This is a genomic window from Sphingorhabdus sp. M41, from assembly GCF_001586275.1.
GTDB lineage: Bacteria > Pseudomonadota > Alphaproteobacteria > Sphingomonadales > Sphingomonadaceae > Parasphingorhabdus.
Genome location: NZ_CP014545.1, coordinates 1208039 through 1222977, shown reverse-complemented (window position 1 = coordinate 1222977; position 14939 = coordinate 1208039). Strand labels below are relative to the sequence as shown.

15 protein-coding genes are annotated in these 14939 nt (G+C 58.6%); 4 read left to right on the top strand and 11 right to left on the bottom strand.

All coding sequences use genetic code 11. The features are described from left to right. Positions 1 to 359 precede the first annotated feature (359 nt). From AZE99_RS05890 to AZE99_RS05880, 3 genes are read right to left on the bottom strand one after another with little or no spacing between them, the layout of a single operon-like run. Positions 360 to 1664, bottom strand: a complete 1305-nt coding sequence (locus tag AZE99_RS05890; protein WP_067198847.1) for a PepSY-associated TM helix domain-containing protein — start codon at positions 1662 to 1664, stop codon at positions 360 to 362. Beyond that, the gene (locus tag AZE99_RS05885; RefSeq protein ID WP_067198845.1) at positions 1661 to 2239 is read right to left on the bottom strand and encodes a hypothetical protein; all 579 of its coding nucleotides are present in this window, start codon (positions 2237 to 2239) and stop codon (positions 1661 to 1663) included. The genes AZE99_RS05890 and AZE99_RS05885 overlap by 4 nt, the downstream gene beginning before the upstream one ends. Then, complete coding sequence (locus AZE99_RS05880; protein WP_067198843.1) at positions 2239 to 4326, bottom strand: TonB-dependent siderophore receptor; 2088 nt, start codon at positions 4324 to 4326, stop codon at positions 2239 to 2241. The genes AZE99_RS05885 and AZE99_RS05880 overlap by 1 nt, the downstream gene beginning before the upstream one ends. Before the next feature lie 315 nt (positions 4327 to 4641). Between AZE99_RS05880 and hspQ the strand changes: the two genes are divergently transcribed. Then, complete coding sequence (gene hspQ, locus AZE99_RS05875) at positions 4642 to 5022, top strand: heat shock protein HspQ (protein ID WP_067198841.1); 381 nt, start codon at positions 4642 to 4644, stop codon at positions 5020 to 5022. 53 nt (positions 5023 to 5075) lie between these two features. Here hspQ and AZE99_RS05870 read toward each other — a convergent pair whose 3' ends face one another. Continuing rightward, complete coding sequence (locus AZE99_RS05870) at positions 5076 to 5933, bottom strand: ABC transporter permease (protein WP_067203337.1); 858 nt, start codon at positions 5931 to 5933, stop codon at positions 5076 to 5078. A gap of 120 nt (positions 5934 to 6053) precedes the next feature. Here AZE99_RS05870 and AZE99_RS05865 point away from each other — a divergent pair, with 120 nt between their 5' ends. From AZE99_RS05865 to AZE99_RS05855, 3 genes are all read left to right on the top strand, one after another. Then, positions 6054 to 6728 (top strand): GcrA family cell cycle regulator, encoded by a 675-nt coding sequence (locus AZE99_RS05865; protein ID WP_067198840.1) that lies wholly within the window; start codon positions 6054 to 6056, stop codon positions 6726 to 6728. A gap of 94 nt (positions 6729 to 6822) precedes the next feature. Further along, the gene (parE, locus tag AZE99_RS05860; RefSeq protein WP_067198838.1) at positions 6823 to 8811 is read left to right on the top strand and encodes a DNA topoisomerase IV subunit B; all 1989 of its coding nucleotides are present in this window, start codon (positions 6823 to 6825) and stop codon (positions 8809 to 8811) included. Positions 8812 to 8850: 39 nt separating this feature from the next. Beyond that, a complete protein-coding gene (locus AZE99_RS05855; RefSeq protein WP_082788260.1) occupies positions 8851 to 10158 on the top strand; it encodes a serine hydrolase in 1308 nt (435 codons plus the stop codon). 16 nt (positions 10159 to 10174) lie between these two features. Here the strand turns inward: AZE99_RS05855 and AZE99_RS05850 are convergent, their stop codons facing one another. Genes AZE99_RS05850 through AZE99_RS16080 form a run of 7 tightly spaced genes read right to left on the bottom strand, consistent with a single transcriptional unit; the run spans position 10175 to position 14899 of the window. Further along, positions 10175 to 10972, bottom strand: coding sequence for a LysR family transcriptional regulator (locus tag AZE99_RS05850; RefSeq protein ID WP_067198836.1), 798 nt, complete (start codon positions 10970 to 10972; stop codon positions 10175 to 10177). After that, positions 10969 to 11367 (bottom strand): Co2+/Mg2+ efflux protein ApaG, encoded by a 399-nt coding sequence (gene apaG, locus AZE99_RS05845; protein WP_067203333.1) that lies wholly within the window; start codon positions 11365 to 11367, stop codon positions 10969 to 10971. The genes AZE99_RS05850 and apaG overlap by 4 nt, the downstream gene beginning before the upstream one ends. Positions 11368 to 11382: 15 nt before the next feature. Continuing rightward, on the bottom strand, positions 11383 to 12591 hold the full coding sequence (locus AZE99_RS05840; RefSeq protein WP_067198833.1) for a trans-sulfuration enzyme family protein: 1209 nt from the start codon (positions 12589 to 12591) through the stop codon (positions 11383 to 11385). Positions 12592 to 12600: 9 nt separating this feature from the next. After that, positions 12601 to 13653: a 3-isopropylmalate dehydrogenase gene (gene leuB / locus AZE99_RS05835; protein ID WP_067198831.1), complete on the bottom strand. Its 1053-nt coding sequence runs from the start codon at positions 13651 to 13653 to the stop codon at positions 12601 to 12603. A gap of 47 nt (positions 13654 to 13700) precedes the next feature. Further along, positions 13701 to 14435, bottom strand: a complete 735-nt coding sequence (gene recO, locus AZE99_RS05830) for a DNA repair protein RecO (RefSeq protein ID WP_067198829.1) — start codon at positions 14433 to 14435, stop codon at positions 13701 to 13703. 1 nt (position 14436) lies between these two features. After that, positions 14437 to 14730: a type II toxin-antitoxin system RelE/ParE family toxin gene (locus tag AZE99_RS05825; RefSeq protein ID WP_067198827.1), complete on the bottom strand. Its 294-nt coding sequence runs from the start codon at positions 14728 to 14730 to the stop codon at positions 14437 to 14439. Then, positions 14723 to 14899: a hypothetical protein gene (locus tag AZE99_RS16080; protein WP_156472114.1), complete on the bottom strand. Its 177-nt coding sequence runs from the start codon at positions 14897 to 14899 to the stop codon at positions 14723 to 14725. The genes AZE99_RS05825 and AZE99_RS16080 overlap by 8 nt, the downstream gene beginning before the upstream one ends. Positions 14900 to 14939: the final 40 nt, after the last annotated feature.

Here is a 14939-nt window from a genome sequence, read left to right as displayed (position 1 = left end):
ACAGCGGGTTTGATTGGCAATGCCGTTCCCGCCTTGTCGGCGCCGTCCGGTCGCTGCCCGTCCTTCGCTACTCCCCGATATAAAATAGACCGGCAAATATCATCCTGCCAAGGGTCACACGGGTCACACCCCCTAAAGCGGAAAAAGCTGTGGCCGTTGAAACGGGCTATTTTCCTGTTAAATCAATGGCTTCCCGATAAATGGGAAACACACCCCGAGACCGGAACGCGTTCCAGCGAGCAGCAGTTCTTTCTCCGTAAGCCAGCAAAAGATGCCGCAGGACCATGACGCTGGTTTACCAGAAGAACGAAGATGTAGGAAAGCGGCTTTTGTCGGCCCGCATGGTTCCCGCCCTGACGCTAAGCACTCAAAGCGGTCACGCGCCCATCGGCCTTGCGCTTCATAATTTCTGCTCCGCCGATAACGGCTACCACCAAGACAATCCAGAATGCGATCGCAAAAGGAAAGTCATTCCCGAAGACCATCCGCGCGATAAGCGTTATCGCGAGGGCGATCGGAGTGCCGATGACGACGCCGTGCCAGGCACCCCGCAGCCGTGGCTCCTCGATGCCTCGCCGCCGGCGCTTGCCCAGCCAGATATAAGTGCCGGTGGCGCAGATTCCGGTAAGCGCGACGCCGAACAGCAGATAGGCGAGCTTTACCGGGAGGCCGCCGAAAGTGCCAAAGTGCAACTGGTAGGTCGAGGCTGCTGCCTGTTGCCCAAGCTCGCCATCCGCGAGGCCGGCCATATGTTCGAAGCGACCGTCGGCGTTGAAAGTATAATATTCGCCAAATACCAGCCTCCGGTCATGCTCTCCGACAATCTGGATATGCTGCCCGCTGGTCATCGGATCATGGAGAATGGCGTAGGTCAAATGCAGATCGGGATATTCGAGGCTCATATGCGCAAGCGCGGCTGCAACATCGGGAACCGGTGCCGGACGGGGATCTGCCTCGCCTTCCTCGCCGAAAATCGGACCATATACCGCCTCGACGTCGCCTTCATAATCGTCCGCAGCGATACCATAAGCGGTCACGCTGGCGATTCCGATCAGCGCGCCGGTCAGCGCGATCGCGACAGAAAAGGGCAAGGTCCAGACGCTGAGGCGGTTGTGCCAGTCGGCCAGACCGGTCCCGTTGCTATTGCGCGCGCGCAGGCGGAATGCGTCGCGAAAGACGCGCGGGTGGGCGACCACACCGCTTACCGCAAGCGCCAGCATCATCACGCCGAGTATGCCGACGATCGTGATCCCGACAAGAGCCGGCAGATTGAGCGTATAGTGGAGCTTCACGAGGAAATCCGACCAGGCGATTTCTTCCGGCTCGGCAATCGAGCCATCCTGCGTCAGGTGCACCGCCTGCGTATCGGTGGTGATGGTCGCGCGCGGCAACTCTCCGTCCGGGAGATGGACATAGAGATGCGTGGTGGTCGGCTGGCCAGCTTCGCTGGCAAGCACTGCCTCGACGCCGCGTTGCACGGCTCCGGGCGCAATCAAAGTCATTTCCGGCGCGTAAGGTTGCTCGACGCGCTGGAGTTCCTGATAGAATACCGCGATCGTACCGGTCAGCGAGACAATATAGAGCAGCGCTCCGGCAATGAGACCGATGGCGGCATGGGCGGAGAGGGACTTTTTCACCGTCGCCGGTTCGATTATGCCGTTCATACTGGGCTCCCTTGAACAAAAGCCGGAATGGCGGCGGCGAACGGAACGACAAGAATGGCCAGCTGGCATTTGCGGCTTTCGGTCATCAGGACCAGGAACGCCAGAATTGTCCAGCCAAGCGGCGCAGCAAATAGCGCCAGCACATTGGCATTCGCTTCGCTGGCGCCCAACAACAGCGCGATCCAGCGCGTGGTGATGGCGAGCGCAACGGACGAGACCATCCCGGCAAGCACGACCAGCAGAAAGGTCGCGATGCGCCCGGCGAGGCGCAACGGTTCACCGGCCTCTGGCAGCACCCCTGCCCTGCGGCTCGACGGCTTTCGCTTTGCCGGTGGCGACTGCCATGCCGCGAAGGCGAGGACGACAAAGGCAGCCATCATCGCCCATAAAGACATGACAGAAACACCCCAGGCACCGGCGAAAGCCCATCCCGACGCGATCGAAACCGCGAGGAGGAGCCAGCCCGCGCTATTGAGAAACAGCGAGCGTCTCGGCCTTGCCCAGGAAAAGCGCAAGACCAATATCCCGGCAATGGCGCTCGCCGTCCCAGCGAGGAATAGAAACTCCTTGATCATCAGAAACGGTAGCTTACCGTGCCCATGACGTTGCGTTCGCTACCGACAAAGCAATCACCGCGCGCCAGACAGGCCGAGTAATAGCGCTTGTCGAACAGGTTGGTGGCGTTCAGCGCAAAGCTCCAGCTGCCGTGGGTCACCTCCGCCAGCGCATCGACCAGAGTGAAGGACGGTGTGACGAGGCCATCAGGAAAAGCACGGCCAAACGAGCGGTTCTTGCCGACATGACGGACACCGCCACCGAGCAGGAGCGTGGTTTCGTTGCCCAGCGAGAAGCCCTTGGTGGTCCAGAGCGAAGCGTTGAACTTGGGTACATTGTCGATCTGGTGACCGGTGCCGGCCACCTCGGCCTCGTTGTAACTTGCATTGGCGATGATGGTCAGATCGCCCGGCAGAGAGACATTGCCTTCGAATTCTATCCCCTTGGATGTCATATATCCAATCTGGATTTGGTCTGTCGGATCGACGGTACTATCGTCCGAAACCGGACGGTTATTCTCCTTGATATGATAAGCGGTGACGGTCGCCAGAATATTGTCGGCAGGATGGAATTTTATCCCCGCCTCGAACTGGCGGCCCGATTTCGGAACAAAGGCGCTGCCATCGCTGGCGGTTCCGGCGATCGGTTCAAAGCTCTCGGTATAGCTGAAGAAAGGCGACACACCTTTAACGGCTTCGCCGATGATTCCCGCGCGGAACGTCGTTGCCGCGTCTTTCCGGGTTGCGCCGCCCTTGCTCTGGGCGCTGGTCCAGTCACGCCGCGCGCCAAGCACGATCGAGACACGGTCGAAGAAGCGGATCTGGTCCTGGACATAGATGCCGAGCTGGTCCTGATCGACATCCTCGGACACAGAGGTCGGTGTCGGTAGTCCCCCGCCATAACCGGACAGGGCATCATAATCTATATTGTAGATGTCGATCGCCTCGACCGCTAAGCCGCGGGTCTTGTGCACCTTGTTGGCGCTGTAATCGAGGCCCGCGAGCAGCGTATGTTCGACTGCCGAACCGGTGTTGAAATCAAGCTGGACATTATTGTCCGTGGAGAAGATCTCCATCCGCGCGATCGTGCCATCAACATAGAGACCGATGAGCCGCTGGCCCGCATCAAGATAGGGATTGGTCGGATTTGAATAGCTGTTCGGATAGTGAGTCAGATAAGTCAGGTCGCTGTCGATATACCGGGCCTTGAGATTGATCCGGGCAGATTCATTGAATCGATGTTCGAGCAGGGCCGTCCCCTGCAGCAGCCGACCGTCATAGCGGTCCCAGCCGGGCTTGCCGACAAACTGGCTGTTCGGCAGCTGGCCGTTGGGATTGGGCAGGATCGTCCCGACCAGCGGCAGGAATTGCGATGTCGAGCCACCATCATCTTCCTGATACAGGCCGATCAGGGTGAGCTCGGTATCGGAGGAAGGCTGGAACGTGATCGAAGGCGAGACCATCACCCGGTCGTCGGGTACATAGTCGGTTTGCGTATCGGCATCGCGAACCCGGGCAACGATCCGAGCGGCAACCGTGTCGCCGAGCGGGCCGGTAACGTCGACCAGCGCTTCCTTGCGATTGAACGAGCCATAGCGAACCGACACTTCTCCGCCTGCTTCAAATTCGGGTCGTTTTGAAACGAGATTGATGATCCCGCCAAGCGCCCCCTGCCCGAACAGGACCGAGGCCGGACCGCGAACCAGTTCAACCTGGTCGAAATTGTAAGGATCGGCGCGGATGCTTGCATAAAAGCTGAAGATGTCGCGCATGCCGTCGCGGAACTGCAGCGCGTTGATCCCGCGCACGAATGCGCCGTCGACCCGACTGTCAGGGCCGTAAGGATTGGCTGTCACGCCGGACACGTAATTCAGCGTATCGCCAATGCTGATCGCGCCCTGGGCAAGATAGAGTTCGTCGTCGATCACCGTGATCGGTTGCGGCGTCTCGATAATCGGCGTGTCGGTCTTGGTCGCGGTGCTGCCTTCTTCGAGCGCACCGGTCACAATGATGGTGCGCTGCTCTGCACCCTCCCCGGCATCTGCGGCGAGCGCCGGCAATGGAGAAAGCGCGGTCGCGCACAGGATGGCAGTTTTCAGAAGTCGCATTAATTTCCCTCACATTCCAATCGTGTGACTACCTACTATTGAGAATCATTTGCATTTGCAATAAGAAAACTGACGTAGCAATAAGCTTCTGATAATGCGGTATTTTGTGGGAATTGCGCACTGGCACCTCTTGGGCTGTCCTCCGATGGTGACTTGCAATTGAGGATCGCGACAGGTTTGTAATGACCGACCTGCTTGCAGTACGCTCCGGCTCATCCGCTCAAACGGGTACAGGCCTGCCGGCAACGTGTCTCTGCCACGGCAAAATCCCGATGCAGCGCTTGCATCTGATTCCAAAGCGCCTAAATTGTGAACATGAACTCAGCAGACCCTTTCAAGTCCGGCAATCCCCTGCCGCCCAACACGCCCGATATTCTCGACGCGCGTTTCGCCATCGGCGACGTTGTCCGGCACCGGATTTTCGATTTTCGCGGCGTGATCTATGATATTGATCCGGTTTTCGCCAATAGCGAAGAATGGTATGAGGCTATTCCGAAGGACCTGCAGCCGCCTCGGGACCAGCCTTTTTACCATCTGCTCGCGGAAAATACCGACAGCAGCTATATTGCCTATGTCAGCCAGCAGAATCTTCTGTCCGACAACAGCGGCGAACCGGTCAGCCATCCCGATGTCGCGCGGCTGTTTCAGGCGACCGAGAGCGGCAAATATAAGTTGCACCAGATTCACCAGCACTAGGTTGATCGACGCTAGATTGCTCTACGCTAAGTTCAACACATCTGGCCCAGCGGTCAGGACTTGATCTTCCAGCCCGATTTCAGCAGAAAATAGCAGATCAGCGTCAGGCAGATGTTGATTGCCAGCAGGATCACTGCGCCCAGCAGGACCGGCGAATCCGCCTCGGCGAGAAAGCCATAGCGGAACCCGGAGATCGCATAGAAAAACGGATTTACATGGCTCACGGCCTGAAAAGCCGGAGACAGGCGGTCGATCGAATAAAATGTACCGGAGAGCAGCGCCAGCGGCGCGACCACGAAATTGCTGACTGCAGCGGCATGGTCGAATTTTTCCGCCCAGATCGATGTCAAAACGCCGAGCAAAGACAACATCGCCGCGCCCATCAAGCCGAACCAGATCACCGCCCACCAGTGGGAAACCCCGACATTGACACCCGGCCAGAAGAACATTGCCAGCCAGACCGCGAAACCGACCAATATTGCCCGTGTCATCGAGGATGCGACCAGCGCCGCCAGCAATTCTCCGACCGAGAGGGGCGGCGTCAGATAGTCGATGATCGTGCCCTGGATCTTGCCGACCAGCATCGAGAAACTGCTGTTGGCGAAGGCATTTTGCAACATGCCCATGCAGATCAGGCCGGGCGCAATAAAGTCGGCGAAAGGTACACCCAATACGGTGCGGTCGCCGCGGCCCATGGCAACGGTGAAGATGATCAGGAACAATAATGTGGTGATCGAAGGCGCCCAGATGGTCTGCAACTGCACTTTGACGAAGCGCCGCACCTCTTTCCAGTAGAGCGCCAGAAATCCGGCCCAGTTGACGCCGCGGATGATCGGCACGCCGGGTTCGGCGAAGCGCATTGCATTGACCGTAGAACCGGTCGTCTGATCTTTTTCGGGTTGGTCGAGCATATGCATATCGCCTATCGGCTCCCAGCGCCAATCACAAGCCCATATCGCGCCAATATCGTGGTTGTATAATGCCCCCGGCGACCCTATATCGCCCATAACTCGAGATAATTAGGACTTTGCATGGCTTGGACGGATGAGCGGATCGATTCGCTGAAGAATATGTGGGAAAAAGGCCTGACTGCCAGCCAGATCGCGGAAGAACTGGGCGGCGTCAGTCGCAATGCCGTGATCGGCAAGGCGCATCGCCTTGGCCTGAAGTCACGTCCCTCACCGGTAAAAGCCAAGCCACAAGCCAAAAAAGGCGCAAAACCCGCACCCAAACCGAAAAAGCCGCCAGCCAAGGCTGGTGCAGTTGCCAAGCCGAAGGAAGAGCATGTTGCGCGTCGCGCCATGCCGCCGCCAACGCCGGCAGCACGCACGCACGCTGCACAACAGGCGCGTCAGCCCAAGCATGACGGTCCGAAGATCGTGTCCGTCGGCCCCGGCGGCTTCCTGCGCCAGGGTCCCGGCGACCAGCAGGCACCGATTCCACCCGCACCGCCGCGCCGTCTGGTTCCGGCCAAGCCGAGCGACGAGATTGCCGACAAGACGAGCCTGCTCGACCTCAACGACAAGATCTGCCGCTGGCCGATCAATCATCCGGGCGAACCCGACTTCCATTTCTGCGGTGAAGAAGTGAACCCGGGCTTTCCCTATTGCGTTGAACATTGTGGTCGTGCGTTCCAGGCCCAATTGCCTCGCGGTGCCCGTCGTGCGCCGCCGCCGCTGCCCTTTGGCGGCCCGCGGGTTCGCTAGACAACCCACCAAATTACAATAATTTTCAATGCACTGGCCAGAGACACCATAAGTCTCTTGCCAGTGTGACTCCTGCGCTCTTATAGGATCGAACATGTCTGATGATCTGTTCGGTTCCAACCCGCCAAGCCAATCCAATCCCGGTGACTATGATGCCTCGGCAATCGAGGTTCTCGAGGGGCTCGAGCCTGTTCGCAAGCGTCCCGGCATGTATATTGGTGGTGTCGATGAACGGGCGCTCCACCATCTTGCTGCCGAAGTCATCGACAACAGCATGGACGAGGCCGTGGCCGGCCATGCCAGCCGGATAGAAATCACGCTCGATTCGGACAACCGGCTCACCGTGACCGACAATGGCCGTGGTATTCCAGTCGATCCGCACCCCAAATTTCCAGGAAAATCAGCGCTCGAAGTGATCATGACGACGCTTCATTCCGGCGGCAAATTTTCCGACAAGGCCTATGCGACATCGGGGGGACTGCACGGCGTCGGCGTCTCGGTGGTCAACGCCTTGTCCTCCGACACAGTGGTCGAAGTGGCGCGCAACAAGACAATCTATCGCCAGTCTTTTTCGCAAGGCCTCCCGACATCCAAACTCGAAGAGGTTGGCACTGCTCCAAACCGCCGCGGTACCAGCATATCGTTTGTGCCCGATATCGAGATTTTCGGCGAAGGCAACCGGTTCAAACCCTCGCGGCTGTTCAAGCTGGCCCGCTCCAAGGCCTATCTCTACGCCGGTGTCGAGATCCGCTGGAAATGCGACGAAAGCCAGGCCAGCGATGATGTTCCGGCAGAAGCCACCTTCCAGTTCCCCGGCGGTCTTTCCGATCACTTGCGCGAACAGCTTTCGGGTCGGGAATGCGTTACTACCGATTTCTTTGCCGGCAATCAGGATTTCCCCGATGCCCAGGGCCGGGTCGAATGGGCGATTACCTGGCCGATCTGGACCGATGGCAGCTATAGCTGGTATTGTAACACCATTCCGACACCCAATGGCGGCACCCATGAAACCGGCCTGCGCAACGCGCTGGTTCGCGGCCTGCGCGCCTTTGGCGAATTGGTACAGATCAAGAAAGCGTCTCAACTGACCGCAGACGACATTATTTCCGGCGGCGAGATGATGCTGTCCGTGTTCATCCGCGACCCACAATTCCAGAGCCAGACCAAGGATCGGCTGACCTCTCCCGAGGCGGCGAAATTGGTCGAAAACGCGATACGCGACCATTTCGACCATTTCCTCACCGACAATATGGATCGCGGCAAGGCTTTGCTCGGCTTTGTCATGGAACGAATGGACGAGCGGTTGAAGCGCAAGGCCGAGCGCGAGGTCAAGCGCAAGACGGCAACATCGGGCCGCAAGGTTCGGCTACCCGGCAAGCTGACCGATTGCTCGGGCAATGATCCGGCAGGAACCGAAATTTTCATCGTCGAAGGTGACAGCGCTGGCGGTTCGGCGAAACAGGCTCGCAACCGCAAAACACAGGCTATTCTTCCGATACGCGGTAAAATTCTGAACGTTGCATCAGCCAATAGCGCAAAGATATTCGCCAATAGCGAGATTGCCGACCTGATTCTGGCGCTCGGCTGCGGTACGCGCAAGGATTGTGACCCCGACAATCTTCGTTACGAGCGGGTGATAATCATGACCGACGCCGATGTCGACGGCGCCCATATCGCGACCTTGCTGATGACATTCTTCTTTCAGGAAATGCCCGAGCTGGTTCGGCAGGGACATCTGTTCCTCGCCCGCCCGCCGCTTTACCGGATTAGTGCTGGCGGCAAGAGCCACTATGCGCAGGACGAACGCGCCCGCGCCGTCATTGAAAATGGTCCGTTCAAGGGCAAGAAAGTCGAAGTCAGCCGTTTCAAGGGTCTCGGAGAGATGAACCCGAACCAGCTGAAGGAAACGACCATGGATCCTGAAACACGTTCGCTGTACAAGGTTACACTGCCGCAGGAATATGAGCAGCGCGCCAGCGTCAAGGACCTGGTCGACCGGCTGATGGGCAAGAACCCCGAGCATCGGTTCAACTTCATCCAGCAAAATGCTGCCAGCCTTGATGAAGATGTGATCGACGCCTAGTGGATGAGGCCTGACTGAGGCGCGTTACGGGAGATTATTTTGCGGTTCCTATATGTTTTCACGCTTTGCCTTTTGCCCTTCACGCTCGCGCTCACTGCAAGCCCTGCCACCGCACAGACGCAGACTATCCCATCTCCGCAGCTTTCGCTTCGCGCCAATGATGTGCTCCGTCTGTTGCAAGGCGCCGAGATTGAAGCCGAGGTGTTCGACGAGAATTTCCGCAACGCTGTGCCCCCTGCCCGGTTTCGCGCGCTTGTCCAGCAAGTGTCGGCACAGCAGGGTCAGCCACTCGCAATTTCATCCATCGATCCGCGCAACGCCAATTCCGCGATTCTCAAGGTCCGCTATGAGAAATCCATCGGCACGGTCCATATAGATCTGGAAAATGATCCGCCGCATCGCATTTCTGGCCTGCAGCTGACAGGTTTCGAGGGCGCGGGCGATTCGATTGCTGATGTCATGGCCGCGATCGACGCTCTTCCCGGTCGTCAGGGTGTGCTGATCCGGCAACTCGATACGCCCGACCATCCACCCCTCGCCGCGCTCGATCCAGATGGAAGTTATGCCATCGCATCGGCTGTCAAACTCTATATATTGGCGGAGCTCGACCGTTCGATACAGGTAGGCGAACGGCAATGGTCCGATGTCGTGCAACTGGGGCCGAAATCCCATCCGTCCGGGATCAGCCAGAACTGGCCCGACGGGTCACCAGTGACTCTACACACGCTAGCCACATTGATGATCTCGATCAGCGATAACAGCGCCACCGACACATTGATCCGGATCATCGGTCAGGACAAATTATCCCAAATCGTAACCGCCACTGGCCATCACAACCCGGACGAGCTGCGCCCCCTGCTGATGACACGTCAGGCCTCGGCCCTGAAAATGCCAGTTCATGCAGAGCGCCGAGAGCAATATCTGAGCGCCGGTCCGGCGGAGCGCGAACAACTGCTGACAGAATTCGACAGCGCCTTGACGCTCGACAGCCTCGATTCCCGCATATTGACCCACAGACCCAATTTCATCGATCAGCTGGAATGGTTTGCCACCCCGGCGGATGTCGTCAGATTGCTGGACTATCTGCGCCGCAACGCGAGCGAGGAAAGCCGAACCATATTGGCGATCAATCCCGGGATCGGCCAGGATGCCGCAGGGAAGTGGAGCTATTTCGGCTATAAGGGCGGATCGGAACCGGGCGTATTATCCTTCAATTTCCTGTTGCAGTCGAAAGCGGGCAAAAATTACGCTGTCTCCGTCAGCTGGAACAATGAAGAAATATCGCTGCAGGAAAGCGAGCTGCTGGCGCTAACCACGCGTCTGGTAAATCTGCTGGCGGAGCAGTAGCCCCAAGCCCGACAGGCTAAGCGCTGGCCAGCGCCTCGACCAGTGCCTTCACCTTTTGCTGCCGCCACTGCGGAAGCGGTGCCATCAACCAGTATCCGCGCGAGGACACGCTGTCTTCACCGATAATCTCAATCCGGTCCGCCGCGAGATCGCGCTGGACCAGCATCTTCGGTACCCAGGCATAGCCGAAACCATTGGCTGCGGCCTCAATCGCAAGACCGCCATCGGCAACCCGCATCAGGGTCTCCTCGCCTTCGGAAATCGGGCAGCCGGGCCAGTCAATCTTGTTGCCGCCCTTGAGACCCGGCGCAGCGACCTTCACAAACACGGTATCACCGAGCATCTTGCCCTCATGCTGGCCCGGCCCATCGCCAAGCCAGATCGCCACGTCGAGATTGGCTTCGGTAAAATCGATTTCATCGTCGGCTGCGACCAGCGCGAAACTGGTATCCGGATTGTCGGCGGAAAAGCGGGACAGTCTCTCGTTCAGCCATTTCTGGGTGAAGTCGCGCGGTGCCGCGATCGTCAGCTTGTGCGAAGACTGGCCCGATTGCATCGCCCGAACGGCTTCCTCGAATTGCAGGAAGCCGGAACGAAGTGCATCCAGGCCCGCCGACGCTTCGTCGGTCAGTTCAAGACCTTTGGGTGTCCGCCGGAACATCACCACGCCCAGCATGTCCTCCAGCGCCCGGATCTGCTGGCCGACAGCCGCCGGCGTCACCGCCAGTTCATCAGCCGCCTTGGTAAAGCTGAGATGCCGCGCCGCGGCATCGAGCACACGCAGCCCGTTCAATGGCAAATGGGTGCGCTTCATTGCTCGACGGTCGGTTCGGTCAGAGGAAAATGGGGTATGCGGACCTCAAAGGCCGGCGACGTGCTGCCGACCATGATGAAATGGCCTTCCATCGCACCGTTCGGCGTATTGAGCGGGCATCCCGAAACATAATCGTGCGATTTGCCCGGCTGGATGATCGGCTGTTCGCCGACCACACCGTCCCCGTCGACCATTTGCAGTCCACCGCGCCCGTCGCTGATCTCCCAGTGCCGAGTCAAAAGCTGCACCGCTGTGTCGCGATGGTTCTCGATCCGGATATGATAGGCCCAGAACCAGCGGCTGCCATCAATGTCGGACTGTTCCGGCAGGAAGGTCACCGACACGCGCACGGTGACCCCTTCGGTGGTTGCAGCGAAGGGGAAGAACGATTCCATGATCATGATATAGAGTTAAAGCCCCACGGACGAAAGGGCCTGATCCAGGTCGCCGATCAGATCGATCGGATCTTCCAGGCCGACATTGATCCGCAACATGTCTTCGGTGATCCCGATTTCCACTCTGGCTTCCTCTCCCAGTCCGTGGTGGGTGGTCGAGGACGGGTGGCACATGAGCGAGCGACTGTCGCCGATATTGTTGGAAATATCGATGAGTTTCAGAGCGTTGAGCAAGCCATGTGCCTGTTTGCGCCCACCACCGACATAGAGCGAGAAGATCGGCCCGGCGGCCTCCATCTGGCTCATCGCCAGATTATGCTGCGGGTGGCTGGGCAAGCCGGGGTGCAGGATTTTCTCCACCCTTTGCTCCAGAAACTTGCCCACTTCGACTGCGTTATTGCTCTGCCGGCGGATGCGCAGGTCGAGCGTTTCGAGCCCCTTGAGCACAACCCAGGCATTGAAGGCGCTCAAGGTAGGCCCGGTGTTGCGGGTGAAAGCGAGCAGCGGACCTTCGATAAATTCCTCTGTGCCACAGACCGCACCGGCGAGAACTCGCCCCTGCCCGTCCATCATCTTGGTGGCGCTATAGGCGACCACGTCGGCACCATATTCCATCGGCCGCTGCAGTACATTGGTGGCGAAGGCATTGTCGACTACGCTGGTGATGCCCTTGGCCCGCGCCAGATCGCAGACGCTGCGGATATCGATGACATCCATGGTCGGGTTGGCGGGTGTCTCGAAGAAGAAAACCTTGGTCTTCGGCGTGATCGCCCGTTCCCAATTTTCAATCTCGCGGCCGTCGACCACCGTCGTATCGATGCCGAATTTCGGCAGCAAACTGTCGGTCAGCCAGCGGCAGGAGCCGAACAGGGCGCGGCTGGCAACAACATGGTCACCCGCTTCCAGCTGACAAAGCAAAGCCGCGGTCATCGCCGCCATGCCCGATGCGGTAGCCCGGCAGGCCTCCGCCCCTTCCATGATCGCAATCCGCTCTTCCAGCATCTGCACCGTCGGATTTTGCAGCCGGCTGTAGGTCATGCCGTCCTGCTCGCCGGCAAAGCGGGCAGCCGCATCCTCGGCGCAGTCGTAGCTATAGCCAGAGGTCAGGAACAGCGCTTCGGATGTCTCGCCAAATTCGCTGCGCATCGTGCCGCTGCGGATCGCCTGCGTCGCTGGACGCCAGTTCTTGGTGATATTGCGGTCTTGGCCGGTATTTCTTTTCATGTTTCTTTCCTAGCCGCCCGTCACTTGCGCGACAATAGCATCGCCGATTTCGCTGGTCGAAGCATTGCCACCGAGATCATGGCCAAGCACACCCTGCGCGAGCACGGCGGCAACCGCAGCTTCGATCCGGCTTGCTTCTGCCTCCATGCCGAAACTGTGCCGCAGCATCATCGCGGCGGACAAGATCATCGCCGAGGGATTGGCAATGCCCTGCCCGGCGATATCCGGTGCGCTGCCGTGAATGGGCTCGTAGAGGCCTTTGGTGCCTTCGCCGAGCGAGGCCGACGCCAGCAAGCCGATGGACCCGACGCACATGCTCGCCTGATCGGAAAGTATGTCACCGAACAGATTGCCGGTCACGACCACGTCAAACTGGCCGGGATTACGCACCAGCTGCATCGCGGCATTGTCGACATACATGTGGCTGAGCTCGACTTCGGGATATTCCGCCGACGTCTCGATCATCACGTCGCGCCACAATTGCGAGGTTTCCAGCACATTGGCCTTGTCGACCGAACAGAGCCGCTTGCCGCGCACCATTGCGGTCCTGAAAGCGACATGGGCGATACGCCGGACTTCGCTTTCGTCATAGGACATGATGTCATAGCCTTCGCGCAGGCCATCCGCGGTTGTGCGCATGCCCTTCTCACCGAAATAGACATCGCCGTTCAGTTCACGGACAATCACGACATCGATGGTCCGCGCGATCTCCGGCTTGAGCCCGGAGGCGTCTTCCATGCCCGGAAACATCTTGGCGGGCCGCAAATTGGCAAAGGTCTGCATTTCCTTGCGCAGGCCGAGCACCGCTTGCTCGGGGCGCAGATGGCGCTCCAGATTGTCGCAGGATGGATCGCCCACCGCACCGAACAGGACGGCATCGGCCGTTTTCGCTAGCTCGACTGTTTCCGGCGGCAGCGGATGGCCGTGGTTGCGATAGGCAACACCGCCAACATCGGCGTGATCGAGACAGAGATTCGGCAGGTTCATCGCCCCCAGCACGCGCAGCGCCTCGACCATGATTTCCTGACCAATGCCGTCACCGGCGAGCACTGCGATATGCATGAGAGTTCCTTCTTGTAAGCGCGCCGTTCCTGCCGAGAAACATGCGGTTAGGCAACCACCCTTTTCAGCCGATCGACCAATACCGTCCGCGCCGCCATTACATCCCTGCGCCGATCCTCGAAGAAATGACGTTTCAGGAAAAAACCAGTAACGCGCAGCCCGTCGAAAATATCGTCCCATTCGGGTGTGACCGGCTCCTTCAGAAAGGCCGGAAGCGGCAACAGCCGTTCCTTATATTCCTGCCCGGCGAAAGCGCTGACCGCCGTCGCGCTTTTCGGACTAATGTAAACCAGATCATCCTCGAACCCCGTCACCGCGCATCTGTCCAGCGCCAGCCCGAAGCCCAGTTCCGAGAGCAGCAGCAGCTCATAGCGTACAAGAGCCACCGCCCAGCCCTTGGCCGACGGAGCGCCACAAATGGCGTCGAGCAAAGCGGAAAGCGCCGAATGAAGCTGCGGATAGCTATGCTCCTCCGGCAGCACCGCAGCAGTCAGGGCAGTCACCCAGTCCAGCGCCGCGCTGGCCAGCGGTTCACCCAGAAAAGGCCCCCGGCTCTGCTGCAATTCCGCCGTCATCGACGCCAGCTGATCCTCGGTCCGCGAACGATAGTCAGCTTGCACGATATTGGAGGGGATCAAAATCGGCCGCATATTGCGCGAATGCGCGCCGCGGACGTAGCCGGTTACCAAACCATTTTCGGGGGTTAGCGAACGCACGACGGCGCCATGCTCACCATGGGAACGAACGGAACAGATGATCGCGGAAGTGCGGAGGTTGGGCAATTCATTCTACCGATGGATATTTTCGACTGGTATGCACTATCGCTTCAATCAGAATATTATCCGGTTTGCCGCCAAATCCGAGGCGGTAAATCACTATATAAGGTAGTCCACTCACGGACAATTCGAAGGTATTTTCAATTCTGCCAACTTTCCCCAACTGGAGAAAATCAGCCAGAATTTCGATATTTTGCCGGAGGCGGCCAATAATTCGAAGGGCTGTTGCAGGACTGTCTTTCGCAATCCAGTCGAATATGTCTTTAAGGTCTCTGCGTGCGCCGGATGAAAATTCAATCATCTAGGCCAAGTGCATGCCATACTTCTTCCGCTGGATAAATTTTGCCACCCCTGTCCGTATCATCCATCGACTTTTTGACTTTTGCACGGAACCAGTCATCATATCCAGCAACCGGCTTCTCTCCGGTTATAGTGGCTTTTACAGCATCGGTCTTGCGTTGCTCGTTCATGGTTTCACAATATCACGGCACATCGGTTGTGGCAACAAAC